The sequence below is a fragment of the Bradyrhizobium sp. IC4060 genome, from assembly GCF_020193715.1.
In the GTDB taxonomy this organism is placed as follows: Bacteria; Pseudomonadota; Alphaproteobacteria; order Rhizobiales; family Xanthobacteraceae; genus Bradyrhizobium; species Bradyrhizobium yuanmingense.
The window spans coordinates 83,908-108,666 of the sequence record NZ_JADYVJ010000007.1 but is presented as its reverse complement, the minus strand read 5'-3'; the positions used below and the strand labels follow the sequence as shown (position 1 = coordinate 108,666).

The 24,759-nt window shown below is 63.6% G+C and carries 21 protein-coding genes; 8 read left to right on the top strand and 13 right to left on the bottom strand.

Annotated elements, in window-relative coordinates:
* Positions 1 to 10: 10 nt before the first annotated feature.
* Genes I6F16_RS22890 through I6F16_RS22880 form a run of 3 tightly spaced genes read right to left on the bottom strand, consistent with a single transcriptional unit; the run spans position 11 to position 3,884 of the window.
* Positions 11 to 2,320: a molybdopterin-dependent oxidoreductase gene (locus tag I6F16_RS22890; RefSeq protein WP_225114049.1), complete on the bottom strand. Its 2,310-nt coding sequence runs from the start codon at positions 2,318 to 2,320 to the stop codon at positions 11 to 13.
* Positions 2,317 to 3,075, bottom strand: coding sequence for a CoA transferase (locus I6F16_RS22885; RefSeq protein ID WP_225114048.1), 759 nt, complete (start codon positions 3,073 to 3,075; stop codon positions 2,317 to 2,319). Before I6F16_RS22885 ends, I6F16_RS22890 begins: the two co-directional genes overlap by 4 nt.
* Positions 3,075 to 3,884, bottom strand: a complete 810-nt coding sequence (locus I6F16_RS22880) for a CoA transferase (protein ID WP_036026693.1) — start codon at positions 3,882 to 3,884, stop codon at positions 3,075 to 3,077. Before I6F16_RS22880 ends, I6F16_RS22885 begins: the two co-directional genes overlap by 1 nt.
* Positions 3,885 to 4,126: 242 nt before the next feature.
* Between I6F16_RS22880 and I6F16_RS22875 the strand changes: the two genes are divergently transcribed.
* The 4 genes from I6F16_RS22875 to I6F16_RS22860 all read left to right on the top strand — a co-directional run bounded on the left by I6F16_RS22875 (position 4,127) and on the right by I6F16_RS22860 (position 9,124).
* Positions 4,127 to 5,281, top strand: a complete 1,155-nt coding sequence (locus I6F16_RS22875) for an ABC transporter ATP-binding protein (protein WP_225114047.1) — start codon at positions 4,127 to 4,129, stop codon at positions 5,279 to 5,281.
* On the top strand, positions 5,278 to 7,068 hold the full coding sequence (locus I6F16_RS22870) for an ABC transporter permease subunit (protein WP_225114046.1): 1,791 nt from the start codon (positions 5,278 to 5,280) through the stop codon (positions 7,066 to 7,068). Before I6F16_RS22875 ends, I6F16_RS22870 begins: the two co-directional genes overlap by 4 nt.
* A 32-nt stretch (positions 7,069 to 7,100) precedes the next feature.
* Entirely contained in the window at positions 7,101 to 8,195 is a 1,095-nt protein-coding gene (locus I6F16_RS22865; protein WP_225114045.1) for an extracellular solute-binding protein, read from the top strand.
* 113 nt (positions 8,196 to 8,308) lie between these two features.
* Positions 8,309 to 9,124 carry an IclR family transcriptional regulator gene (locus I6F16_RS22860; RefSeq protein ID WP_036026695.1) on the top strand — a complete coding sequence of 272 codons (816 nt, stop codon included), beginning with the start codon at positions 8,309 to 8,311 and terminating at the stop codon, positions 9,122 to 9,124.
* 114 nt (positions 9,125 to 9,238) lie between these two features.
* On the opposite strand, the gene I6F16_RS22855 is transcribed toward I6F16_RS22860, so the two are convergent.
* Positions 9,239 to 9,538 (bottom strand): hypothetical protein, encoded by a 300-nt coding sequence (locus I6F16_RS22855; protein WP_225114044.1) that lies wholly within the window; start codon positions 9,536 to 9,538, stop codon positions 9,239 to 9,241.
* Positions 9,539 to 9,983: 445 nt separating this feature from the next.
* On the opposite strand from I6F16_RS22855, the gene I6F16_RS22850 reads away from it, so the two are divergent.
* Entirely contained in the window at positions 9,984 to 10,295 is a 312-nt protein-coding gene (locus tag I6F16_RS22850; RefSeq protein ID WP_225114043.1) for a hypothetical protein, read from the top strand.
* A 66-nt stretch (positions 10,296 to 10,361) separates the two neighbouring features.
* On the opposite strand, the gene I6F16_RS22845 is transcribed toward I6F16_RS22850, so the two are convergent.
* The 5 genes from I6F16_RS22845 to I6F16_RS22825 form a co-directional block, all read right to left on the bottom strand.
* On the bottom strand, positions 10,362 to 11,633 hold the full coding sequence (locus tag I6F16_RS22845) for an efflux RND transporter periplasmic adaptor subunit (RefSeq protein ID WP_036026697.1): 1,272 nt from the start codon (positions 11,631 to 11,633) through the stop codon (positions 10,362 to 10,364).
* Positions 11,630 to 14,812 (bottom strand): efflux RND transporter permease subunit, encoded by a 3,183-nt coding sequence (locus tag I6F16_RS22840; protein WP_225114042.1) that lies wholly within the window; start codon positions 14,810 to 14,812, stop codon positions 11,630 to 11,632. The genes I6F16_RS22845 and I6F16_RS22840 overlap by 4 nt, the downstream gene beginning before the upstream one ends.
* A gap of 81 nt (positions 14,813 to 14,893) precedes the next feature.
* The gene (gene rpoH, locus I6F16_RS22835) at positions 14,894 to 15,817 is read right to left on the bottom strand and encodes an RNA polymerase sigma factor RpoH (protein WP_225114041.1); all 924 of its coding nucleotides are present in this window, start codon (positions 15,815 to 15,817) and stop codon (positions 14,894 to 14,896) included.
* Positions 15,818 to 15,877: 60 nt separating this feature from the next.
* Entirely contained in the window at positions 15,878 to 17,302 is a 1,425-nt protein-coding gene (locus I6F16_RS22830; protein WP_225114040.1) for an ATP-binding protein, read from the bottom strand.
* A gap of 12 nt (positions 17,303 to 17,314) precedes the next feature.
* Positions 17,315 to 17,992: a response regulator transcription factor gene (locus I6F16_RS22825; RefSeq protein ID WP_192893334.1), complete on the bottom strand. Its 678-nt coding sequence runs from the start codon at positions 17,990 to 17,992 to the stop codon at positions 17,315 to 17,317.
* Between the two features lie 489 nt (positions 17,993 to 18,481).
* Between I6F16_RS22825 and I6F16_RS22820 the strand changes: the two genes are divergently transcribed.
* Together I6F16_RS22820 and I6F16_RS22815 are read left to right on the top strand one after the other, a co-directional pair.
* Entirely contained in the window at positions 18,482 to 18,727 is a 246-nt protein-coding gene (locus I6F16_RS22820; RefSeq protein ID WP_036035837.1) for a hypothetical protein, read from the top strand.
* Between the two features lie 259 nt (positions 18,728 to 18,986).
* A complete protein-coding gene (locus I6F16_RS22815; protein WP_225114039.1) occupies positions 18,987 to 19,379 on the top strand; it encodes a hypothetical protein in 393 nt (130 codons plus the stop codon).
* Between the two features lie 1,735 nt (positions 19,380 to 21,114).
* On the opposite strand, the gene I6F16_RS22810 is transcribed toward I6F16_RS22815, so the two are convergent.
* Both I6F16_RS22810 and I6F16_RS22805 read right to left on the bottom strand, forming a co-directional pair.
* Positions 21,115 to 21,537 (bottom strand): hypothetical protein, encoded by a 423-nt coding sequence (locus I6F16_RS22810; RefSeq protein ID WP_225114038.1) that lies wholly within the window; start codon positions 21,535 to 21,537, stop codon positions 21,115 to 21,117.
* 156 nt (positions 21,538 to 21,693) lie between these two features.
* The gene (locus I6F16_RS22805; protein WP_225128733.1) at positions 21,694 to 22,170 is read right to left on the bottom strand and encodes a DUF3833 family protein; all 477 of its coding nucleotides are present in this window, start codon (positions 22,168 to 22,170) and stop codon (positions 21,694 to 21,696) included.
* Between the two features lie 243 nt (positions 22,171 to 22,413).
* Here I6F16_RS22805 and I6F16_RS22800 point away from each other — a divergent pair, with 243 nt between their 5' ends.
* Positions 22,414 to 22,683, top strand: a complete 270-nt coding sequence (locus I6F16_RS22800; protein ID WP_109145159.1) for a hypothetical protein — start codon at positions 22,414 to 22,416, stop codon at positions 22,681 to 22,683.
* Positions 22,684 to 22,759: 76 nt separating this feature from the next.
* Here the strand turns inward: I6F16_RS22800 and I6F16_RS22795 are convergent, their stop codons facing one another.
* Positions 22,760 to 23,701: a Ku protein gene (locus tag I6F16_RS22795; protein ID WP_225114036.1), complete on the bottom strand. Its 942-nt coding sequence runs from the start codon at positions 23,699 to 23,701 to the stop codon at positions 22,760 to 22,762.
* Positions 23,702 to 23,821: 120 nt separating this feature from the next.
* Positions 23,822 to 24,745, bottom strand: a complete 924-nt coding sequence (locus I6F16_RS22790; RefSeq protein WP_158284441.1) for a LysR family transcriptional regulator — start codon at positions 24,743 to 24,745, stop codon at positions 23,822 to 23,824.
* Positions 24,746 to 24,759 lie beyond the last annotated feature (14 nt).

Genomic DNA, 24,759 nt, shown 5'->3' with positions numbered 1-24,759 from the left:
CAAGCTCCTGTTAGACTGCCGCAAGCGCGACGAGCGTTTCCTGATAGGCCTCGAACGCATCGCGCCGATCGGCGGCGTAGGGCTCGACCCGCACCAGGCAGGTATGGGCCGAGCAGCCCTGGCCGAATTGAGACGTGCCGATGTCGAGCGTGAGCACGTTCGGATTGCCGGCGACCTCGAGGCCGCTATTGCCGGTCGGTGTGAACCAGGCGCCGGTCGGGAGCACAAGCACGCACCGGCGGACCTCGTCGCTGACCTCAGCAGTCGCAAGGCATTCCCCGCGGTCGTTCCAGATGCGGATCGTCTGGCCGTCGACGATGCCGAGAGCAGCCGCGTCGTCAGGATGAAGACGGGCCTGTTCACGGCCATTGCGTTTCATGACGCGGCTCGATGGGCCGGTTTCAAGCTGGCTGTGAAGACGACCGGCCGGCTGATGCGAGATGAGGTGCATTTGGCCAGCTTCTGCAGTGCCGAGCCATTCGGCGGGCTCGATCCAGGCAGGATGCGAGCGGCAGTCGGGATAGTCGAGCCTGGCAAGCGTCTCGCTGCCGAGCACGATCTTTCCGCTTTCGGTGTTGAGCGGGTGTTCCTCGGGCTCGTTGCGGAAGTCGGCCAGGAACGTGTGGTCTGCCTTGACCGGGCAGTGGGCATAGCCGGCTTCCCAGAATGCGTCGAAATCCGGCATCTCAAAGCCGAAGCGCTTCGAGGCGTCGTCGCGGCAGGCTTCGTAGAGATGCCGGACCCAACCCATTTCGTCGCGGCCTTCGTTGAAGCGCTCGGCCACACCGAGCTTGCCTGCAATCGCGTTGAAGATATCGAAGTCGGAGCGGGCTTCGCCCAGCGGCTCGATGGCCTTCTTCATGGCCAGGATGAAGTCGGAGCGCCTGTTGCCGGCAAGATCGTTACGCTCGATCGACGTGGTTGCCGGCAGCACGATGTCGGCCCGTTGGGCTGTCGCGGTGAACATCGGGTCCTGCACGATGATCGTTTCGGGCCTCGTCCAGGCTTCCGACAGGCGGTTGAGATCCTGATGATGGTGGTAAGGATTGCCGCCCGCCCAATAGACCAGCCTCGTATCCGGATAGGAGCGGATCTCGCCTTCATAGCTGAATGGCCGACCGGGATTGAGCAGCATGTCGCTGATGCGCGCCACCGGGATGAAGCTGTCGATCGGCCTCTTCAGCTGTGAAATGGCTGGAGACTTGCCGAGATTGAGCGGGGCCCCGACACCTCCCAGCGAAGCATAGCCGTAGCCGACACCGCCGCCCGGCAGCCCGATCTGGCCGATTATCGAGGCCAGTCCGAGCGCCGCCCAGAACGGCTGTTCGCCGTGATGGGCACGCTGCAGACTCCAGCTCACCGTCAACATGCTCCGCGTGTCGACCAGGCGCCTTGCGAGCTCGGCAATCTGGCCTGCACCGAGCCCGCAGATGCCGGCGGCCCACAAGGCGTCCTTTCGTCCGCCATCCGCCTTGCCTTCGAGATAGCGAAGAAGACGATCCGCGCCGCTGGTGCAGCGCGCAAGGAAATCCGTGTCGTGCCGGCCGGCCTTCACGATCTCGCCGGCGAGGCCGAGCATCAGCGCAGTGTCGGCGTTCGGCCGGATCGGCCACCATTCGGCATCGACCCAGTCCGGCAGATCGTCCTTCAGCGGCGAGACGTGGATGACCTTGACGCCACGCTCGACGATTTTCCTGAGATAATTCTCGAGGCGGTGGCTGCCAATTCCTCCGGCCTCGTTTTGCGCGGTTCGTGGCGACAGAGCGCCGAACACCACCAGCGTCTCGGTGTGCTGCGCGATCGTGTCGAGCGTATTGGCGCGGCCGCCACACGCGTCGTCGTTGCCCAGCGTGTGGCGCAGGATCACCGGACCCGCCGCGATGGAATAGGTATCGACGTGCCGGGTGAAGCCGCCAACCAGATTGAGCATGCGCTTCAGAAGCGAAGAGGCATGATGCAGGCGCCCCGAATTCGTCCAACCATAGGAGCCCGCAAAGATCGATGCGTTCCCGAACGCGTCGGCGACGCGGCGCACTTCGTCGGCAACCAGCGTCGTCGCCTCGTCCCAGCTGACCGGAACGAACTTCTCTCGGCCACGCCCGCGGCGATCGCTCTTTTCGCGCTTGTCCAGCCAGCCGGAACGGACCATCGGCCGCAGCACGCGCCGCTCGGGATTTGCCCATTCGGCAATAGAATGGATGATCGGGGACGGCGCCGGATCGTGCTGGAACGGCTCGATGCCCACGATGCGATTATCCTCGACGAGGATCGTGTACGCACCCCAATGGCTGCAATGCGGGATCCGTTTGATCCTGCTCATGCGTCCACCGCTCCAAGTTCGCGCCGCATCTGCGCGGCGAATTCGGGATAGGTCTCGGCGAGTTCGTCGAACACGCGGCCGCGGAGCAGATCGAGTGTCGATCGATCGGGCAGCGCGGTCTGCCGCGGCTCGGCGTCATGCTCGAATCGAAAGCCGGTCGCTTGCTTGATCTCCGCAAGATCGTGCCCGGGGTGAACACTCTCCAGCTCGAACCCCGGCCGCGTCTTGTCGAATCGAAAGAGTCCCTTGCCGGTCAAGAGAGCCACGGGGCCGCCGCTCCGGAAGACTCCCTCGGGACTGACGCCGGGGGCACTGATGAAGTCGACCTTCTCGACGAAGACGCGCGGCGTATGCTCCTCGCGGAACAGGATGACCCGCGGCACGACGAAATAGAGATAGGCCGACCCGAACGAGCCGGGCCAGCGCACGCTGGAGCGCGGATAGTCACCGGTGCCGACGAGGTTCACGTTGCCAAGGCCGTCGATCTGGCCGCCGCCGAGGAAGAACGCGTCGATCCGGCCCTGACCTGCACAATCGAACAGCTCCGCCGAACCGTTGGTGAAGAAATTATGCTCGACAGAACCGAGGATGGAGAGGCGTGGACCAACGGCGCCACGCGCCTCCTTCATTGCACGCAGCAGCATCGCGCCAGCGGCAGGAATCGGAGAGGAGGCGCCTACGGCAACATGCCTGACGCCATCGAGCAACCGCGCGATCGTGCAAATCAGCACTTCGCGAGGGAGAACGTCCGACATCACGCGGGCTCCATCTGCGCCTGCGCCATATAGGCCGAGAAGCCATCGGCCGTTCGCGCGGCCTTCGCATAACGCGCGATCTCCGCGCTATCGGCGGGATACTCGCCCCATAAACCGTATGGCCATGCGCCCTTCGGTGCGCGCGCGACTGCCGTGACGTAGAGTGCCGGCAGCACGCCGGCCGCGCTCATCTCGTCGGCGAGCAGATTTTCCTCGACGATGCGCTCCACCGTGACGAGAACTGTCTGCGAAGCGTAGGCCATTGCGGCAAGCTCGCGGCGTCGCCCGATCCAGACATTGCCGAAGCGATCAGCCATCGGCACATGGAAGATCGTGACGTCGGGCTTGATGGCGGGAATCAGCACGATCGGATCGCCTCCATCCGCCAGCGGATTGTCGACGACACGCCAATCGTCGCGGTGGCGCAGCAGATCCGTTCCGATCAGCCCGCGAAGGGGCATGAAGGGGCTGCCCTTCTGCGCCGCCATCAGGCCCGCATGGATGGCAGGACAGGTCGCGTCCTTCAGTCGAACCGCGCCTTCCTTGACCGCCGCGTTGAACCGGGGCGCTCCACCTGCTTCGCCCAGCGAGGCCGCACTGGTCTCCACCGTCCGGACCAGACCTGCGCCGACAAGCTGGTCGAGCTGCAATCCGCCGGTTGGCACGCAGACCAGATCGAGATCGCCCGCGCCGTGCTCGATCATTGGACGCGTCATGGCCATGGAGACGCCGGCGTAATCGACGGGCAGTGCGACTCGCATGCCCGGCTCGATGTGCTTCGCCATGACGCGAGGCTCGCTCAACACCATCATCCTCCCCAGCCTTGTTCTATATTGTAGAACGCAATTCCAAATTATGTTAGGCGGATTTGGACGATGCTGTCAATCTGGCTTCGCCGGCGGAGCCTTCATTTCCAGGACTTTCGCGCGCAGCCGGCCGCAGCAGCGCACCTTTGCGCCGCGATCAGGCGGCGCGACTTGACAAGACGACGCGCTGCTCCAACAATAATTGGAATGACGTTCTATAATATAGAACATACTGGGAGGATAGAATGGGCGAGCCTTCGGCTCAGCGTGCGATGCGCTCTGGCAATGCGAACGTTCGGACATTGCCAACCGGCAGCCTCCGGGACCGCGACGCGATCGGATCGAGCATTGCCGTCCGCGAAGCGGTGAAAGCTTACGGCAACTTTCATGCGGTCGACCGGATCAGCATCGACATCGAGCCCGGCGAGTTCATCACGCTTCTTGGCCCATCCGGCAGCGGAAAAACGACGCTGCTCAACCTTGTCGCCGGATTCCAGAGCCTCGACAGCGGCGAGATCCTCGTCGACGGCAAGCCGGTCCACAACGTACCCACGCACAAGCGCGGCTTCGGCATGGTGTTCCAGAGCTACGCGCTGTTTCCGAACATGACGGTCAGCCAGAACGTCGCGTTTCCGCTTCGGATGGCGGGGGTCGACCGGGCGACCGCGGAGCGGCGCGTCGCCGAAACGCTGGAGATCATGCGGCTGACGGAGCATGCGACGAAGTCTCCCTCGCAAATGTCGGGTGGACAGCAGCAGCGCGTCGCGATTGCCCGCGCCATCGTCAGGAAGCCCAAGGTCGTGCTGATGGACGAGCCCCTCAGCGCCCTCGACCGGCGGTTGCGCGAGCAGATCCAGATCGAGATCCGCGACCTTCACCAGACTATCGGCAGCACGATCCTGTTCGTCACCCATGACCAGGGCGAAGCCCTGACGATGAGCGACCGCATCGCGGTACTCAACGCCGGCAAGATCGTTCAGATCGGCCGCCCCCTGGACATCTACCGGCATCCGACAGATCGCTTCGTCGCCTCGTTCGTCGGCGAGAGCAATCTGATCGAGGCCGAGATCCTGCAGAAGCGCGGATCGACACTGACGATGAAGAACCGTGCAGGATACGTGTTCAGCGCCGAAAGCCGGGACACGATCGACGTCGGACGCGCAACTGTGCTCGTGCGTCCGGAACGCATCGCCGTGTCGAACGAGCCGGCTGCGAATTCCACGCCCGTCAGCGTCACGTCTGCGATCTTCCTCGGCGAGATCTTGCGGATCGAGGCGCAAATGGAGGGCGGAGATCCGCTCCTGATCCGCTGCACCGACATGGCCGACCGGCCGCTGCCGGCCGTCGGCGATCGTCTGCACGTGAGCTGGGGCGCCGCGGACTGCTGGGTGCTTGCATGACCGCGGCATCGATCGGCGTCCAGGCAGGCCGTCCTGCGGATCTCGATCTCGTCAGGAGGTTGAAGGATCCGGCGCTGCTGCTCCTGCCCGCGCTCGCGTTTCTGGCCTTCATCTATCTGCTCCCGCTGATCGATCTCATCCGCATCAGCGTGAGCGGGCCGTCGTGGTCGACCTATTTCGAGCGGGTATTCGCCATACCGCTCTATTGGGATTCGCTCGTCCGCACGATGCAGATCTCGGTCACCGTCGCCGGACTGTGCCTGCTGTTCGGATATCCGACGGCGCTGCTCATTCACCGCAGCCGCGGCATGACCCAGGCCCTGATCGCGACCGCGATCGTGCTGCCCTATTTCATCGCCATCCTGATCCGAACCTACGCCTGGATGGTCCTGCTCGGCCGCAACGGGCCGGTCAACAAGCTGCTGGTTTCGGTCGGAATATTGAGCGAGCCGGTGCAGCTCCTCTTCAATCGCGGCACAGTGCTTCTCGGCATGACCGCGGTGCTTCTGCCGCTGATGGTGCTGACGATCTATTCCAGCGTGGCGCGCCTCGATCAAAGCCTGACGCGCGCGGCGCTGGCCAGCGGCGCCGGGCCCATTGCGGCGTTCTGGCGCGTGTTGCTGCCGCTGACCCTACCCGGGATGGGCGCCGGCTTCCTGCTGGTCTTCGTCGCAGCGATCGGGTTCTTCATTACGCCCACGCTGCTCGGGGGACCCGGCGACCAGATGTTTGCCATGCATATCACGCAGCAGGCGGACTCGGTCACATCGGAGGGATTCCTGCAGGCCTTGGGCGTGGTGCTGCTGACGATCACGCTGGCGGTGGTCGCGGTGGCCGGACGCTTCCTCGGCTTCGAGTTCATTTGGGGCGGCCGCAAGCTGACCGAGGCCGCACCGACGACGACTAACCGCTACGCCGCCGATGACGGCCGCCGTAGTTTCGGCGCCTCAGCTGCCGACTTGATAGGCTGGCCGCTTCTGAGACTTTTCGGGCGGCTGCCGGCGAGCTTCGGGACCTGGACAGTTCGCCTTCTGGGCGGACTGGTCATTACCGTTCTCATCCTGCCGATCATCGTGGTGATGATCATTTCCTTCAGCAGCGCAAGCTATCTGACCTTCCCGCCGCCGGGCTTCTCATTTCGCTGGTATGAGCAGTTCTTCTCCGATTCGAACTGGATGCGGGCGTTCTGGACATCCTTGGTCGTCGCGGCGATGTCGGCCGGAATCGCGATCGTGCTGGGCGCGTCGGCCGCCCTCGGCATCGTCAGGAGCAGCATTCGCGGCAAGTCCACCATCATGCTGCTGCTCGTAAGTCCGATCATCGTGCCTCCGGTCGTGCTCGGCCTGTCGCTCTACAGCCTGTTCCTGCGTTTCGACCTGGTCGGCTCCGTCTTCGGCCTTGCCGCGGCGCATGCGATCGGCGGCCTTCCCCTCGTCGTGGTGATCCTGTCCGCATCGCTTCAAGGCGTCGATACAAGGCTCGAACAGGCGGCTGCCGTCCATGGCGCATCGTCCCTGACGGTGTTCCGCCTGGTGACGCTGCCGGCCATCATGCCGGGCCTCGCTGCAGCGACATTCTTCGCCTTCCTGCACTCGTTCGACGAGCTGGTGCTGACGCTGTTCCTGTCGAGCGCGGAGCTGAAGACGCTCCCGCTCATGCTGTGGGGCGACATCAATTACCGGCTCAATCCGGTGCTGGCCGTGGTCTCGACGCTGGAGGTGCTGCTGGTGGTCGCAGGGCTCGTCCTTGCACGGCCCGTTCTCGCCACGTCGCGGAAGGCAACGTGACACAGATCAATTTCAACTGGAGGAAAGAGAAAATGCTGGGAATGAAACGCTGGCGACTGTCGGTTTCCGTATTGGCCTCGGCCCTGTGCATCGCGATGGGGACGGGCCCGGCTCAGGCTCAGAGCAACGTCGTGATCATGCAGGACCCGGGCGGCGGATATGGCGATGCATTGCGCAAGGTCATGTACGATCCGTTCGAGAAGGCGACCGGCATCAAGGTGGTCACCGTCCAGGAGGCGCGTAGCGGCCCACGCATCAAGGCTCAGGCCGAGGCCGGCAAAGCTCAATGGGACCTGACGTTCATCTTCGACCAGGAGACCAAGCTGCTCGGCGACTGTTGTCTCGCCGACATCGACTATTCCAAGCTGTCCGACGCGGCCAAGCAGACGCTGGCGGCCATGCCGGACAATCTTAAGCGCAAGAAGGGCGTGGCGCTGCAGGTGATCGGCGTCGGCCTCGTCTACAACAAGGACAAGTACAAGGGCGAGAACGTGCCGACCAGCTGGGCCGACTTCTGGGACGTGAAGAAATTCCCTGGCCGGCGCTGCATGCCCGCCTGGCCGCGTTTCGTCTTCGAGGCGGCGCTGATGGCCGACGGCCTAGAGAAGAGCAAGCTCTACCCGATCGACATGGAGCGGGCGCTGAAGAAGGTCAAGGAGATCAAGCCACACATTGCCAAATGGTGGACGACATCCGCACAGCCGCCGCAGCTCCTGCTCGACGGCGAGGCCGACATGTGCATGGCCTACACCGGTTCGATGAGCAAGCTCGCGCTGGAGGGCGCCCCGATCGAGCTGACTTTCAATCAGGGCTTCATCTACTACGACTTCTTCTCGATTCCCAAGGGAGCGCCGAACTACGACAACGCGCTGAAACTGCTGTCCTGGCGGCTCGAGCCCAAGCGCGCGGCGCAGCTCACCTCGACCTTCCCGGTCGCCCTTCCCTCCCAGGTCGTGTTCGAGGCCGCAACCGACAAGAAGCTCGCGCGCTACTGGGCCAACAACCCGGACAACGTCTCGAAAGCGATCGAATGGAGCCCGGATTATTGGGGCGCGACTTCGCCGGCTGGAAATTCCACGAATGAAGAGTACGGGCAGGAGAAGCTCAACGCCTTGCTGGCGCAGTAAGCAGGCTGATCAGCCCCGATCCGAAAGGATCGGGGTTAATTCCACACCCGGGCTATTGCCGTTCGCGCGGCCACGCTAGATCGAGTGAAATATCATTCTATTTTGGCTGGTGGATGGATAAGGCTTTTACCAAGGGACTGCGTCTCCTGGAAGCACTTGCTCTGAGCGAGCAGCCCCGCGGCGTCACTGACCTCGCGAGCGAGCTGAAGCTCACCAAGAGCAACGTGCATCGGCTGCTGATGACTTTGCAGTCTCAAGGCTATGTGCGCCAGATCCCCCCGCACAGCACCTACGAGCTCACGACCAAGATCTGGGCGCTCGGCAGCCATGTCATCCACCGGATGGATCTCATCAACGTCGCGCGACCGGCAATGACGAAGCTTGCCGAGATCACCGGCGAAACCATTCACCTGTCGGTGCTCGAGGACACCGACGTGGTCTATGTCGACAAGATCGAAAGCGCTCACCATATCCGCGCCCATACAAGCGTGGGTATGCGCGCACCCGCTTTCACCATGGCGACAGGCAAAGCGATGCTCGCACATATGCCTGATGACTACCTGGAACGGTTCCGGCCGCATCTGAGGCGCTACACGGAAGCGACGCGAACGACGATCGAGGAGCTGCGGGAGGACATCGAGCTGGCACGCGCGCAGGGCTACTCCTCCGTCCTGCACGGCGAGTGGCGCGAGGGCATCGCCGCCTGCGCTTGTGCCATCCTCGGTCGTTCCGGCGAACTCGTGGGAGCGATTGGCATGTCCGGGCCCGACAGCCGCATCAAGCGCAAGCAGATAAAAGAATATTCGGTTCACGTGATGGAGGCAGCCCGAACCATCGGCGCTGCCCTCGGTTATTCCAGTAGGCCGGCGGCATATCCAGCAATGCGAGGCGGTCCTAGACAGTCACATCAATCACGACGAGCCACCTGATCTTTCCAGGACGGCGTTGGTGCCGGGCAACGGAAGCAGCCGCTGCTCGTCCATCGCGGACTTCAGATCGAGGTCCGCACCCGTATACCCGGCCAGGAAGTGGGCATCCCCCGCTCACTCGCAAAAGCCGAGGGCGACAACGGCATCGGCTTCACGGACGCGCTTGATTCGCTCGACCGCGCCCGCGCCGCCGATCGCAGCGGCGACATCGACGCGTGCAGCCGGGAGATCGCACGCGCGCGGGCCGTCCTGAGATAGCAAATGCCGCTCAAGGGTCGAAGGCAAGGCGATGCGCGCAACGCGGTCGTGCAGCCGTGGGAGCAGGACGTGCGTTCTGGAAATACCCGCCCGAGCGCAGGTTTCTAATGTCAATGCAATCAGGTGGAGCCTTCTCGATGCATAAACAGCACTCATCGAACAATAGGCCACACACGGGCCGGATCGCGCCGAGCCTTCTTGATGAATTTCAGTGCGATGCTTGCTGCGTCTTGCACCTGCCACTAGGGGTTCGATCTGCGTCCGACTTCAGCATCCGGGCGGCAGCACCGGCGACACGCCGGGCGTTGGTGCTGCGCCTGAAGCGTTCGCCGGCAGCACAGTCGCAGGCGAGGCGAGATTCATCGAGACGCCTTCCATGCAAGCCGAGCTGTTCGGGCTGGGCACAACCGCAGCGTTCGGGTCTATGCCCGTCCCACCGGCACCACTGGCTTCCGCCTGAATCGTACCAGGTGCGGGGCTTGTAGCCACTTGCGGGATCGACAATGGGAGGGACGCAGCGCTCGTCACCTCTCCCCCCGGCGTCGAGCTGCATCCGACCGTCGTACCTGTTCCTGAGGGCGCAGCTGAGGAGATCGTACCGGTGGCGCTGCTGTTCTGCCTTATCACCGGCAGCAACGGCGCCGCGATGCCCGGTGGTGCAAGGCCTGTCGGCGATACGGTCGGCGTCGCCGGCACCGGCGTCGGCGATGACGACGGCGGAGCGCAGACGACCACCGTCCCCGGCGTCGTCGGATCCGACGCGAGCGGAACCGGCGCCAGCGTCGTGTCCGGAGCACCTGACACGGTCGTTGCGGAAAACGGCCCGGGACTGTTGAGCGGTGAGACCACGATCGCGCCCGGCACCGTCGGCAGATCCATTGCAGTAGTGCCGGTCGTTGCGACCTGTGCCTGACCAGCAGAGCTTCCGAGCAGCAACGCCGTCGCCGCTGCGAGTACAATTCGCATCATCTTTCGCGTCCTAGCTCGCCTCGCTCTTGCGAACGGTGACCTTGCTTCCCTCCGCCAGATTGACCGCGGGATTGAGCACGACCTGGTCGCCGGGCTGCACGCCGTCGCGCACTTCCACCGTGGTGCCGAAATCCCGGGTGATCGAGACCTGCTGAAAATGGACCGTGTTGTTGCGCACAACCACGACATGGAGGCCGTTCTGGTCGAAGACGAGCGCATCGGATGGGATCGTCGTCGATGCTGTCCTGCGCGGGATCGATAGTTCGACCGTGCAATATATGCCCGGACTGAGCAGGCCATCCGGATTGGGCACGTCGATCTCGGTTAGCAGCGTCCGGCTTCCCGGCTGCAGCGCGGTTGCGATCCGCGTGACCTTGCCCGCAAACGTCCGCCCCGGAATCTCGGGGACGCGGATATCCGCATCGACGCCTGGGCCAACGCCGAACGCTTCGTCCTGTGGCACGAACACCTGGGTTCGGATCACGTCGGAATGCATCAGCGTGAACATGAAGGTGGACCCGGCTGATACCAGGCTGCCGTTGTCCACGTTACGCTGCGTGACCACACCGTCGAATGGCGCCACTACACGCTGATAGGACTTCTCCTGCTGAAGAACTCGGATCTGCGCTTCCTGCGCCGTGATATTCGACTGGGCGACACCCACCGCGCCTTGCTGCGCGCGCAGGGTGAGACGATCGTTGTCGCCCTGTTGTGCCGTCAACCAGCCCTGCTTGACGAGATTGCTGTCGCGCGAGTTGGTCACGTCGGCCAGTTCCCGGCTTGCCTCCGCCTGCTGAAGCGCGGCCTGGTCCTGCGCGAGCGTCGCTTGCGCCTGCGCGATCTGCTGGTCGAGCTCGGGCGCAGTGATTTCCACGAGCAGCTCGCCCTTCTTGACCCGATCGCCGATATCGACGTAGCGCTTCTCGATGTAGCCGCTGGTCCGCGCGAAGATGTTGGCCGCCTCGAACGCGGTCGTCGTTGCCGGCAGGCTCACCTTCATGATGTCGCCTCCGGGCTTCACCGTCGCGACCCGAACCTCGGGAAGGTTGGTTCGAGCCTGTTCTGCCACAGCGGCAACGCCACGCATGGCCTCATAGTGCCGCCAGCCGCCGATGCCGAGACCGCACGCAAGCATGAGGAGCACGCCTCCGCCGAGCAGCGCGCCGCCGTAACGGCGTCCGGATCGAGGGCCCTTTCCCGGCAATTCCACAATCCGGAGGCTCTCCGCCCCCGGGCGGTGTGTCGCCCCGTCGTCATCGGTCCTTGCGCGAACGTCACTCATTCCGGTTGCTCCTCGAATACCCCATGATGAGGCTTGCCGTCGTTGCCTTTGCGCAGCATGGCGAAGAGATAAGGCACGATCAGCAGAGTAGTCGGTGTTGCAAACAGCAGACCGCCGATGACCGCCCGCGCGAGCGCTGCATTCTGCTCCTCGCCGGGCCCGCCGATCGCCATCGGGATCATGCCGACGATCATCGCCGCCGCGGTCATCAGCACGGGCCGGATTCGCGTCCGGCCTGCGCTCAGCGCCGCCTGGAATGCCGAATGCCCCTTCAATTGCTCGTCGCGTGCGAATGTCACGAGCAGGATGGAGTTCGCGGAGGCTACGCCGATCGCCATGATGGCTCCCATCAGCGAAGGCACGTTCAGCGTCGTCCCGGTGATAAACAGCATCGTCACGATGCCGCAGAATGTCGCCGGCAGTGCCAGGATGACGACAAAGGGATCGCCAAAATTCTGGTAGTTCACGACCATCAGCAGGTAGACGAGGATGGCCGCGAACAGCAGTCCAAGGGAGAGATCGCGGAACGATTGGTGCATGCTCTGGATCTGGCCGAGAACTTGGATCGAGTTGCCCGGCTGGAGTTGCTTCTGCAGCGTGGACGTCACCTTCTCGATGTCAGCCGCGACGCTGCCGAGATCACGGCCCTGCACGCTCGCATAGACATCGTAAACCGGCTGCACATTGGCTTGGTTCGAGTTGGTCGGAACGGTGCCCCGCTTGAAGGTCGCAACATTGCTGAGCAGGCCCGGCACCGTCTGCCCGCTTGCGGCAAGCGAGGCCGAAACCGGCGTATTGCCCAGCGCGTTCAGCGAATTGGTCCTGTACTCTGGCGTCTGCACAGCCAGGTAATAGGGAATGCCGGAAGTCGGATCCGTCCAGAAGTTCGGCGAGACCTGCGCGGACGATGAGAGGCTGACATTGATGTTGGTTACCACCGTGCTCGCATTGAGACCGAGTTGCGCGGCGCGGGTGCGGTCGATGTCGGCGTAGAATGCGGGAGCATCGACCTCCTGCTGCAGATGTGCATCGACCACGCCGGGGATCGCGGCGAGACTCTTTTGCAGTTCCTTGGCGACGGCGAGATTGTTGTTGCCGTAACCGACCGTGCGGACATCGATCTGCGCCGGGAGACCGAAGTTCAGGATCTGCGTGACGATATCGGCCGCCTGGAAATAGAACGTGTCCTCCGGGAATGCCCTCGGCAGCACCTGCCGCAGCCTCCTGATGTAATCCGCCGTCGGCTGGTGCCCTTCCTTCAACGACACGAGAATGGTGCCGTCGTTCACCCCGATGGTGGAACCGTCCGTGAAAGCAAGGTTATAGGGCCGCGCCGGCAGGCCGATATTATCGACGATCAGCGCCCGGTCGTGCTCGGGAATGACCTCGCGGATCTTGTCCTCAACTGCCTGGAAGATCGCTTCCGTCCGCTCGATCCGCGTGCCCGCGGGGGCGCGAACATGGAGCTGGATCTGGCCGCCGTCGATCAGGGGATAGAAGTCCTGGCCGACATAGGCGAACATCGTGGCACCGAGCGCCAGCACCAGCAGGGCGACGACGGGTATCACTGCGCGGTGCCGCAGCAATTTCAGCAGCAGATCGGAATAGCCGTCGCGCAGGCGTTCGAAACCGCGCTCGAATGCCGCGGAGGCGCGTGCGAGGATGTTTGACGGCCGATTGCCCTCGCCATGACGTTGCTCGCCCTTCAGGAGCAGGCCAATGGTGATCGGCGTCAGCGTCCGCGACAGGCCATAAGACGCCAGCATCGCGAACACCACGGCAAGGCCAAGTGGCGTGAACAGATATTTGGCCGGGCCCTCGAGGAATACGACCGAGATGAACACGCAACTGATCGCGAGCGTCGAGACCAGCGTCGGAATGGCGATTTCGGCGGCTCCGTGCAGAGTCGCGTCCGGCAGCGGCATGCCTTCCTCGGTCCAGAGCCGGTGCGTGTTCTCGATCGTCACCGTCGAATCGTCGACGAGAATACCGACGGCAAGAGCAAGGCCGCCGAGCGTCATGGTGTTGAGGGTCTCGCCGAGGAAATAGAGGACGATCAGCGAGGACAGCATCGCCAGCGGGATCGAGATCAGGACGACGAGCGTCGATCGCCACGATCCCAGGAACACCAGAATCATCAATGCCGTCAGGCCCGCCGCGATCGCGCCTTCGCGCAGCACACCATCGACCGAGTGTGTGACGAAGATTGACTGGTCGAACAGCTCGTTCACCTTCAGCCCCGCGGGCGCCGACGCGCGGATCGACGTCAAGGCCGCTTTCACGCCGTTGACGACGGCCAGCGTGGAGGCATTGCCGTTCTTGATGACGCTGAGCAGGACGGCGCGGTGGCCGTCCTCGCGCACAATGTTCTGCTGAACCTGGGCGCCGTCGCGGACCTGGGCGACGTCCTTCAGGAAGATGGTGGCCCCGTTCGCGAACTTCACCGGGATCATGTTGAGATCCTGGATCGTCGCCGGCGTCGCGTTGGTACGAACGGTGTACTGGGTGTCGCCGATCTTGGTCGTGCCGGTCGGCAGCGTCAGGTTCTGCGTGTTCACTGCGTTGACGATGTCGAGCGGTGTCAATCCGCGCGCCAGCAGCTTGTTCGGATCGAGGTCAACCATGATCTGGCGGTATTTGCCGCCGGTAGGCGTGGGCAGGGTCACGCCTGGAACGGGAGCCAGTTGCTGGCGGACCCGGTAGATGCCGAAATCGTAGAGCTGCTGCTCATTCAGGTTGTTCGATTCGAGGCTGAGCTGGAGCACCGGCACGCTTGAGGCATTGAACTGCACGATGATCGGCGGCTGGATGCCGGGAGGCATCAGAGCGCGGATGGCGTTGGTCGCCGAGACGATCTGCGAGATCGCGAGATCGAGATTGACGTCCGGCTGAAAGTAGATCTTCTGAACCGACAAGCCGTTGAGGGTCTGCGCCTCGATATTCTTGATACCGCTGACATTGGCGCTGATCGAATACTGGCTGTAGGTGCTGACGCGCTGTTCCATCTCCGGCGTGGAAAGGCCGGTGTAGCTCCAGATGACAGTGACGACGGGAATCCGGATCTCCGGAAAGATGTCTGTCGGCATCGAGCGAATTGCGATGCCGCCGAGGAACAGGATCAACGCCGCAAGCACGTAGAAAGTATGCGGAAGCCGCAGCGCGAAGCGAACAATTCCCATGATTGGTCTGCCTGAAACAGGGTTACGCAGGATCGTCGGACAAGTGAGGGCGGCCGCGCCTCCGTTCAAATGAAAACGAATTCAGTCGCTGCACGCGGCGGCGTGTGACACATCATGCGCGGCGTTCACGACGGCCCGTTTGACTTTGGCGAAGGTACGGATCTCGATCTGCCGAACCCGCTCGCTGGATATGGACAGCTCTCGGGCGAGCTGATCGCGCGTAACAGGACATTCCTTCAGGCGCCGCGCCTCGAAGATATGACGCTCCCGCGGCGCGAGCCCGTCCAGTGCAGCGCGCAAAGCCCTGCTGCGCTGCTCCGTCTGGTCGTGATCGGCAAGCATCGTCTCGGCGTCGACCGCACCATCGACCAGCAGGGCCTCCAGCTCGGTTCCACCGTCCTCGTCACCGACGCGCGCGTTCAGCGACATGTCGCGGTGGAGTCGCGCGTCCATCTCGATCACCTCGCGCGCCGTCACCTCGAGCTTCCCGGCGATCAATTCGGCGACGTCGGGTGTGAGCCCGGCCATCGCACTGCTGGTGGCTTTCCTGATCTCGCCGCTGAGTTTGAAAAACAGCTTCTTCTGCGCAGCCGTCGTCCCGATCTTGACCAGGGACCACGATCGCAGGATGTAGTCGTGAATGGTGGCCTTGATCCACCAGATCGCATAGCTGGAGAATCGGGCGCCGTGCCCGGGCTCGAAGCGCGACGCCGCGATCACGAGGCCGAGGTTCGCTTCCGCGATCAGATCGACCAGCGGCAGACCGTATCCCCTGTAACCCCTCGCCAACTTGGCGGCGAGCCGAAGATGGCTGGTGACGAGCGCATCCGCGGCGCGCCGGTCCCGCGTTTCCTGCCAGCGACGCGCCAGCTGCTGCTCCTGACCTGATTCAAGTAGCTCGTAGCGCCGGATTGCGGCGGAATAGGCGGTGAGGAACGGCGTCGACACCGCTGCGATCGGCACGGCAACAGGATCGCGGCACACCACCTCATGGCTCGTCTGCATTTGTCACTCCTATAGTCCGGGCCGGCTGATTGATCTCGGAGGCACCACACGTCATTTGGCTCATCCCATCTGGCCGGCGTCTGCGTGCAGCAATGCGCGTGACCGGCGCGCGATGGGCCTGCCCGCACTCCCGGTCCAGGCGAGGATCTCGATCCGCCCACCGGGAGCCGGGCCAATGATCAGCCGGAAGCCGTGCAGCTTGACGATCGCCGCCACCAGGCTCAGTCCAAGCCCGACGCCCGGCGTATTGCGCATCTTGTCGGAGCGGTAGAACCGCCGCAGCACTGCTTCGCGCTCCTGCTCGCTGATGCCGGGCCCGGTATCGCTAACGCGCACCAGCGCGGTCTCGTCCTCCGCCTGCAGGGCGAGGTCCACCCGCCCGCCGGACGGCGTGAACTTGATGGCGTTGTCGACGAGGTTGGCGACTGCCTCGAACAGCAGGTCGCGGTCACCCCACACCTGCACATTGCACTCGGTGACGACGCCGAGCCCGACATGCTTGTCCTCGGCGATCGGGTCGTAGACGTCGCACACCTCCCGCAGAATCTCGTCGAGCGCGACGTCGCCAAACCCGGCCATACGGCGGTTGTTCTCGATCTCTGTCAGGCGCAGCAAGGCCGTGACGATCGCGAGCGACTGATCGATGCCGGCGATGGCCTTGTCCGCAACGTCCTGCAGCTGTTCCAGCGTCGCCGCATGGGTCCGGCCGCGCTCCAGCGCCAGACGGACGCGGGTCAGCGGCGTCCTGAGATCATGAGCGATGTCGTTGCCGACGCCGGCGAGCGCATTGATCATCGTCTCCATCTCGTCGAGCATGCCGTTGACGATCCTGGCCAGCCGCGCAAACGGGTCGTCCGTCCCGCCCTCCGGAAGCCGCTCGCGCAGCTCGCCGGCCACGATGCGCTGGACCCGCTGGTTGACCTCCTCTACGCGTCGCTGGGCGCGCAAGCTCAGCCAGGCACCCGCAAGCAGGCAGAGGCTGAAGGCCGGCAGCAGACCCAGGGCCAGGGCCTGGCCCACCACGCTCGATATCTCGCGCGTCTCGTCGACGTTCCGTCCCATCACCAAGACATCGCCGTCCTCGAGACGGCTGCCGACCACCCTGACGACGGGACCATGCGCCGTCGGCTTCTCCAGCAGATCGAGTTGCACGCCCTGCGCCGCCCCATCGAGCCCGAGTTCGCGCGGCAGGCGGTCGATATTCCCGGCCAGCCTTTTGCCGGCAGCATCGAACAGTCCCGCGTACTGAACGCCCCTGGAATCCTGCGCGAGGTGATCCGCGATGGCGTTGACGCGGCGGGCCGGGGACAATTTCGCGACGAAGTGGATCTGCGTGGTGATCATGCGATCGGACCGCGCGACCAGATAGGCATCGAGCTTCCAGTAGATGAAGGCGAACAAGGCGACCACGAACAGCGCAAAGGACGCCGCCACGGCCAGAGCCCAGAGAAATGTGCTGGAGCGGATCAACTGTGTCTGCTGCATCGCCCGTCTCTCCTACCGCGAGCGAAGGACGAAGCCGGAGCCTCGGACATTGTGGATGAGCTGTGTCTCCCCGGGACCGTCCACCTTGTGACGAAGCCGGCCCATATGCACGTCGATCAAGTTGGTGGTCGCCGGAACGAACTTGTAGTTCCAGACCTCCTCGAGCAGCATCGCGCGCGTCAAGAGCTGATCGCTCCGGCGCATCATGTACTCGAGCAAGCGGAATTCGCGCGGCAACAGGTCGAGCCTGCGCTCGCCGCGTCGCGCGGTGCGCTCGATCAGATCGAGCTCGAGGGGCCCGACATGCAGGATGGTTTCGCGGCTGTCGCTCGGCCGGCGCAGCAGCGCCTCGATTCGCGCAACCAGTTCGATGAGCGCGAACGGCTTTGTGAGATAGTCGTCCCCGCCCATGCGCAACCCGCGCACCCGGTCATTCACGGCGCCAAGCGCACTCAACACCAGCACGGGCGTCCTCACCTGCTCCTTGCGCAGCACCTCGATGACGGTCAGCCCGTCAACTCCCGGGAGCATGCGATCGACGATCATGGCATCGGGGCTCGACGCACGCGCGCGCTCGAGACCGTCGACGCCGTTGCCGGCCCACTGCACCTCGAAGCCGCGATCGCCGAGTTCGGCGAGGATCGCCTCGGCGGTTTCAGTGTCGTCCTCAATCAGGAGAATCCGGGTCATGAGCCTCGTACCATAATTCCCACGGCGTCTCGACGCGCGGTTGGGCAGCACGGGTACGGCGTCGGGCCGTGTCATGCTCAGTGCCCGCGTACGTCGGACGCGCGTCGCTGATGCCGCCTGTTGCCGGTCGCCCGCTGCGCTATGAGGTAGCTCTGCCGCGCGCACCGCGCCACTAAATTGCGGTTCATGTTGTCGGCTGTGCGTGCCGCCAACGGCACGGGGACCCGCACCACGCGTGTTACAAATGCAATGATCATCTTCCGCGCTCCGCTGCCAACCGACTGGATCGAACATATGCCGTCAACACACGTGCCGTCGTCTCAGGGACCACGGATGTTATGCATTCGCACGATCGTGGTTGCGACACCGCAGCGGCTCTCGGGCGGTTGAAATGCAGTGAGCAAAACGTGCGTTGGAAACGTGGCCGATCGTTCACACATCGTCGCTGAGCCGGCTTGATCGGCCTGATGTCGTCAGAGGAGAGAGCGAATGACCACGTCCAAACTATTGTCGATAGGATTGATCGCGGCCGCAATGCTGGGTGGCCCAGTCATGGCGCGCGAGCACCAGCGCGCCGCGCAGCGGCCCGACGTGGCCGCCGATACAGTCGCGGCGACCACGCCGTTCCATTATCCGGGCGAGCGCGCCTGCGTTCCGGCGCCGCGCGTCGGCGCCTTTGCAACCGCGCCGTGGACCGGCAACAACGTACCGTGCGAGCCGGGCACAGGCAGCTAGTACTGATTGGGTGACGCGGCCTGCCCTATAGCTTCGCCGCGTTTTGCAATAACGAGGAGCGGACCGCGCTGGTCGGCCCGCTCCTACGCGTGCGTCGCGCCGATCCGCGAGACGCTCTTCGCGAGCGGCTTGCCTGATATTCTGACATCGAATTCAGTTGGATCGCCTCGTACCGGACCTACCTCTCCCTCATCACTGACCCGGCCATCGGCAACCTCGCGCGGAACATGGCCGGACAGCGCAACAAGAGGAGTCATCCATGAAACGTGCAATCATGATTCTGGCGACAGCAGCACTCGCCTCGACGCTCGCCGTTGGCGCGGCCAATGCCCATGGCGGCGGTGGTGGCGGTGGCCACGGCGGTGGTTTTGGCGGTGGCGGCTTTGGCGGCGGACATGCAGGCTTCGGCGGTGGACATGCGGCCTTCGGCGGCGGCGCGCATTTCGGCGGCATGGGCCATGAGGGAGATTCTGCCGGCGGCGCCCGGTTCGGCGGCGAGCACCTTGGCTTCGGTGGTCATGACGTAGGCCTGCGCCAGCACGCGTTTCACCACTTCCGCCGAGGCGGCTATGGATTCTACGGCGCCTATCCAGATTGCTACGACTGGTACGAGTTGCATCCCGACCTGCCGTTACCGCTGAGCTGCAGCTAACCGCCGCACTCTGCAACCATTGGTCTGGAGCAGCGGGGGCGCATTGCCGTTCGCCTCGAGGATAGAGTCGATGAAGTGCGTCGTTCTATGCGCGTGGCCACGTCAGGCACGCCCTGCGGTAAGTTCGTGAGCATCGCCTCCTTCTTCCGAGGTGCGCTGCCCGCGCTGTGCTTCCGTGCACTTCTGCAAGGCGGCCTAATCGCTGCGATGCGGTCTGCGCGACCGCAGAATAGCTAAGGCGGAGCCCCGCTCATCTCTCGCGATCGAGGAGGCTGTTGCGCTCCCCTGGGCCCGTCCCGACTATAAAGCCTCGACCGGCGCGGCGCTCGACGATCGCACATCGGTCTCTCGATAGCGTTCCACCGCTTCAGACGACTTGTACTAAATTGGCCCCGACGGTTTTCCTCGAGCAGGTTGTTCATTGCGGGCCGCGCTCGCAGCACCCAGCTCCACAAGACCACGACATCTGGACAACAAATCGCGGCATCCAACCCAAGATCTAGCGTCATCACCCATTCGACTAGCAGATCTTTGGAATTGACCTAAAACGACTCGCGATCTTTTGGCGACGGACGCGAAACCAATGACTTAATCGACTCGCATTTGATTGGTCCCGACAGCACTCAGGAATCGCTGAAAACGGTCGCGTACCGAAGGTGCGCGGATTGATTTCTGATCATTTCGACTTGGCGCGCTACGGTTTCTCCGCCGGAATCCGACCATCCGGATCCATTTTCAGATACTCACCGCGATCGGTGGTGAAAGCCGCGGTGCTGGGCAACGCCAGGCGTTGTCTGGTAGGCCCTGTTGGGCCCAAACAAGGGAGCCGCGCCGCCAGGGCGTTCCAGGCCCATTCTGCCTGCTGGCGTCAATTCGCAGTCGTTCAACACATCCCGATCGGGATATTGCGCCTGAAACAAATCTGGATGTTGAGTCGCCCACAATGGGCACTGGGCGCTTGCAGAGCTTATCGCGCCAATCGACATCATCGCTGCAATAACAAAGGTCCTGAATCCAGTCATGGTCGTGCTCCGAACGGCTGTTGTTTTCGTGCGGAGCATTCGCGCTGACTCGAACCGGCTGCTCTGTTGAAATGCGCTTCCTTCGAATTTCTTGGTTGAGCATTAGGTGGGTATGCGCTCGGGAAAAACACGTGGGTGAACAATCACGCCTGCGCGAATGGCAAATCGGTGTGCTCATCATCGCGTGACGCACCCCGGAGACGAAAGACTCCAAACCGTGACGCAACTGCCAGCATGAAGCCGAGTGCGGGGTTTACAGATTCGCACGAATTCGACCGCCAACCCGCGCGTGATGCCGAGGACGTTACCAGTCTTGCAGGCGTCACCGATTGCGAGGGCGTGGACCGAGGCTCATCTAACTCATCATCGTAGGTCTATCGGAGAAACTCCCATGCGATCGGGTCTCGTTTTGAGCCTTTTGATTATCCTGTGGGCCCCCGTCAGCGCCGCGGTGGCAGGCCAGGTCCATCGGCACCATGCAAAAGCGCATCCTCGTGTTCTGACGACTGGGAGTACTGCGGCCTGGGCTTATTCACCGGCACGGCCGGACCGCCGTCAACCGGCCCCGCACTATGATGATCAACCAGAGCCAGGTCATAATCCTTACGAGAGATGGGGTGGTTAGCACCCCGTCGCCTCCGCGTCGCCGCCGGCTTGGCGCCCCTTCGAGCGCGGCGATGGACCGCTAGTTCGTTGCCGACCTCAATCCCGGTTCAGTAGGCGTTCGCCCGCGCCCGTTCGCGGGCTTCGCGGCGGCGCTCTCGGCGCTCGCGCCGACGCTTGGCCCGGTCGGCTGGCTGCGGCAGCGGGGAAAGCGGAGCAATCTCCAATACCGGCTGGGACGTCTCATCGACCGGGGCCGCCAGGCTGGGCTCGCTTGGTACCGGTCGGGCTTCCATGAACGCCAAGATGTCTCGCCCCTTCGACGTCAGTCTCCAGCCACCGCTGATGCGCTCGACCAGCCCCTGTGAAAAGATGTCGAGGTCCGGCACCCAGCTGGCAAGACGCCTCGTCCGGTCGGCCCAATCGCGGCCGCTGGTCGCCAGGATCGCCATGTCGCGCTTGAGGTCTTCCATGACGGCAAAGCCATCCGGATAGCTCACCAGGATCTTCAAGACCGTAACCTGGAAATTCACGCCCCGGCCCCCGCTCTGGCTCAATCAGCGCCAGAAGATTCACTGCCGCGAAAACGCCCACCGTACTTTGCTTCGGTGCCTTCGCGATTCAAAAATGTTAAGTTCGAGAAAGAAGTGCGCACCGGAGAGCGGGGCTGCAGCCCGCGTCGGGCGAACCTAAAGCTTCCGATACGTCACATGCGCCGTCGCGAACGGAATGCCCGCGCGCCCGGCGGATCCGCGCACGATGCAGGCGCGGTCATCGATCGCATAGAACCAATCATCGAAGTTCAGCTTGAACGACTTTCCATCGCCTTGGGGCGTGTCGCGCGTGTACATCCAATGGAATGCACAACCGGCCTGCTCGCCGGTGGCTTCGCCTTCCAGGCGGTTCTCATGGCCGGTGTATTGGCCTTCGCCCAGCTTGTGGATCGTCCAGCGCAACGTGTCGCTATGGCCGTCATCAAAGGTGTAGGTTTCAGTCAGAACGACAGTGTCGGTGTCCGCGTCCAATTCGCCATGCGCCGTGATCGTCGCCCGCTTCAACAGCCCGCCGACGAGACTCTCGACCACCGCCCATCCTTCCAAGCGACCAACGAAGAACTGCTCAGGGAGAAACACCGGCGTGGTGCCAGCGAACGCATCAATGACCATGGCTTTTCCTCCGAAACCGATGACGACTAAGCCGCCTCTCAGCACCAGGGTTCCTCAGGAGGAAACCTGCCTGGCTCTGCTGGGTGCTTGCAACGCATACAGACGCTGCGTCACAACGCGCGCTCCCCTTCATCCGGAACACGTGGACAAGCCCAGCCCTGCCGTTTGGGAATCTCTGACCCGTGTTAACAGCCCGGAACGATGTGGCGGCGGCACGGATTCGTCCCGCAGGAGCAATCTCGCATGCTGATGACCAGGGAAAGACGGCCGGCGATCCGGACCTTACGGGGATGGGCCACCCACGTGCTGCACGAGGCCGGCGCGATCTGCGAATGCGAGGAGCACGGCTGGGCCAGGGACCGCGCCGACCCGCACGCGCGCCATCGCGCGGTCGTGCTTGCGCGCCAGGATCCGCCGGACGGCGTCTCTGCCGATCAGGCCGTCGCAGAGATCAACGATGTCCTCGATTCGATCGGCGATACATGTCCGGAGTGCCCTGACGAGGGCCTTTGAGGCCTGCGACTAGGACCTTCGCGTACCAAGCGGCATAGGGCGTGTTTTCGATTTAAGTCCGGCGTCACGGGATGCTTCATGCCGATTTCCGCCGCGCCCCTGCGGCCGGCTTTTTCGCGGACGTCTCCCTGGCGGCCGCCTTCTTGCCGGCGATCGGCATCAGCATCTCCTTCTGGCCGGCCGCCGCCTTCCTCGGCTTCTTCGCCGGCTTGTCCGCCTTCGCGGGCGCGGCCTGCTTCCCGACTTCCTTGCCGACGCTCCGCCGCAGCGCCTCCATGAGGTCGACGACGTTCTCGCCCTTCGGCCGCTCCTTCGGCCGGATCACCTTGCCGGCGCGCTTTTCGTTGATCAGGTCGATCAGCGCGGTCTCGTAATGGTCCTCGAACTTTTCGGGCGCGAAGCGTCCGGCCTTCTGGTTGACGATGTGCCGGGCGAGATCGAGCATGTCCTTGGTGACCTTCACGTCCTGGATGTCGTCGAAATATTCGGCCTCGCTGCGCACCTCGTAGGGGTAGCGCAAGAGGGTGCCGACGAGGCCCTTGTCCATCGGCTCCAGCGCGATGATGTGCTCGCGGTTGGTCAGCACCACGCGCCCGATCGCGACCTTGTTCATCTCGCGAATGGTCTCGCGGATCACCGCGAAGGCGTCGTGGCCGATCTTGCCGTCGGGCCGGATGTAATAGGGGCGGATCAGATAGCGCGCGTCGATGTCCGATTTGTCGACGAACTCGTCGATCTCGATGGTGCGCGTGGACTCCAGCGCGATCTCCTCGAGCTCTTCCTTGGAGACCTCGATGTATTGGCCCTTCTCGAGCTCATAGCCCTTGACGATGTCCTCGTTCGTCACCTCGTCGCCGGTCTCCGCGTCCACCTTCACGTATTTGATGCGGTGGCCGGTCTGCCGGTTGAGCTGGTTGAACGAGATCTTCTCGCTCTCGGAGGTGGCGGGATAGAGCGCCACGGGACAGGTGACGAGGGACAGTCTCAGGAAGCCTTTCCAATTGGCGCGCGGGGCCATTTACGCAGAACTCCGGTTCGAGGCGGCTTGGATTCAAGACGAACGGCCGGCCCGGGTTCCGACATCGGGAGCAACATTCATGACGAGCACGCTTTGCGGCGTCTTGCTCCATGTTTTGGTTTAGGCGGCGCCCGACTTGACAGAATCGACCACCAGCCGGCGCAACCAGACCGCGCCGGGATCGTCGTGACTTCGTTCGTGCCAGAGCAGGCGATAGCCGTAGGGCGTCACCTGCGCCGGCGGTTTCAGCATCACGAGACCGAGCCGCGGCGCAAGCTGCCGGGCCGCCCGCGAGGGCATGGTCACCAGGTAATCCGACGCAGCCGTGATCACCGCGGCCGTTGCGAAATATGGAACACGCAGCGCGACGTGCCGCTTGTAGCCGCGCTCGGCCAATGCGGTATCGATCGGCCCGCCCTGCCCGCCAAAAATGCTGACCACGATGTGCGGGCAGGCCGTGAACAGCTTGATCGGCAGCACGTCCTTTGCCCCGCGCATCTGCTTGAGCAAAGGATGCCCTTGCCGGACCAGCGTCACGAAATTTTCGCGGAACAGCTCGCGCGCCCGAAACGAGCCGGATACCGGATTATCGGCATACAGCACGAAATCGACCTGACCGTCAGCGAGCATGCGGAACACATCACGCGAGAAGCTGACGACCTCGACCGCCGCCCCGGGTGCCTCGCGCGCAAAGTGGGCGGCGACATTGGGCAGGATGGCGAGCGCCCCATAATCGGTCGTCGCGATGCGAAAGACGCGGTCGGTGGCGGAAGGATCGAATTTCGGCTTGTGGAGAAATGTCTCGACGCCGCCGAGCAAGGTCGCCAGCGGCTCGCGCATCGCCTCGGCGCGCAGCGTCGGCGTCATGCCGCTTGCCGCCTTCACCATCAGCCGGTCACCGAACAGGCGCCGCAGCTTTGCCAGCGCACGGCTGATCGCGGGTTGGCTGCTGCCGAGACGCTCAGCGGCGCGCGTGACGCTGCCGGTCTCGAGCAGCGCATGCAACACCACCAGCAGGTTGAGGTCGACTTTCGCCAAATCCATCGAACGCATAATGT

What these genes read in the sequence shown, in the direction of transcription:
- I6F16_RS22890 (WP_225114049.1), bottom strand. Translation starts at nt 2,320, where the DNA reads ATGAGCAGGATCAAACGGATCCCGCATTGCAGCCATTGGGGTGCGTAC.
- I6F16_RS22790 (WP_158284441.1), bottom strand. Translation starts at nt 24,745, where the DNA reads ATGGATTTGGCGAAAGTCGACCTCAACCTGCTGGTGGTGTTGCATGCG.
- I6F16_RS22840 (WP_225114042.1), bottom strand. Translation starts at nt 14,812, where the DNA reads ATGGGAATTGTTCGCTTCGCGCTGCGGCTTCCGCATACTTTCTACGTG.
- I6F16_RS22805 (WP_225128733.1), bottom strand. Translation starts at nt 22,170, where the DNA reads ATGGTCATTGATGCGTTCGCTGGCACCACGCCGGTGTTTCTCCCTGAG.
- I6F16_RS22825 (WP_192893334.1), bottom strand. Translation starts at nt 17,992, where the DNA reads ATGACCCGGATTCTCCTGATTGAGGACGACACTGAAACCGCCGAGGCG.
- I6F16_RS22800 (WP_109145159.1), top strand. Translation starts at nt 22,414, where the DNA reads ATGCTGATGACCAGGGAAAGACGGCCGGCGATCCGGACCTTACGGGGA.
- I6F16_RS22870 (WP_225114046.1), top strand. Translation starts at nt 5,278, where the DNA reads ATGACCGCGGCATCGATCGGCGTCCAGGCAGGCCGTCCTGCGGATCTC.
- I6F16_RS22820 (WP_036035837.1), top strand. Translation starts at nt 18,482, where the DNA reads ATGACCACGTCCAAACTATTGTCGATAGGATTGATCGCGGCCGCAATG.
- I6F16_RS22865 (WP_225114045.1), top strand. Translation starts at nt 7,101, where the DNA reads ATGCTGGGAATGAAACGCTGGCGACTGTCGGTTTCCGTATTGGCCTCG.
- I6F16_RS22875 (WP_225114047.1), top strand. Translation starts at nt 4,127, where the DNA reads ATGGGCGAGCCTTCGGCTCAGCGTGCGATGCGCTCTGGCAATGCGAAC.
- I6F16_RS22880 (WP_036026693.1), bottom strand. Translation starts at nt 3,884, where the DNA reads ATGGTGTTGAGCGAGCCTCGCGTCATGGCGAAGCACATCGAGCCGGGC.
- I6F16_RS22845 (WP_036026697.1), bottom strand. Translation starts at nt 11,633, where the DNA reads ATGAGTGACGTTCGCGCAAGGACCGATGACGACGGGGCGACACACCGC.
- I6F16_RS22795 (WP_225114036.1), bottom strand. Translation starts at nt 23,701, where the DNA reads ATGGCCCCGCGCGCCAATTGGAAAGGCTTCCTGAGACTGTCCCTCGTC.
- I6F16_RS22815 (WP_225114039.1), top strand. Translation starts at nt 18,987, where the DNA reads ATGAAACGTGCAATCATGATTCTGGCGACAGCAGCACTCGCCTCGACG.
- rpoH (WP_225114041.1), bottom strand. Translation starts at nt 15,817, where the DNA reads ATGCAGACGAGCCATGAGGTGGTGTGCCGCGATCCTGTTGCCGTGCCG.
- I6F16_RS22855 (WP_225114044.1), bottom strand. Translation starts at nt 9,538, where the DNA reads ATGAGTGCTGTTTATGCATCGAGAAGGCTCCACCTGATTGCATTGACA.
- I6F16_RS22860 (WP_036026695.1), top strand. Translation starts at nt 8,309, where the DNA reads ATGGATAAGGCTTTTACCAAGGGACTGCGTCTCCTGGAAGCACTTGCT.
- I6F16_RS22830 (WP_225114040.1), bottom strand. Translation starts at nt 17,302, where the DNA reads ATGCAGCAGACACAGTTGATCCGCTCCAGCACATTTCTCTGGGCTCTG.
- I6F16_RS22885 (WP_225114048.1), bottom strand. Translation starts at nt 3,075, where the DNA reads ATGTCGGACGTTCTCCCTCGCGAAGTGCTGATTTGCACGATCGCGCGG.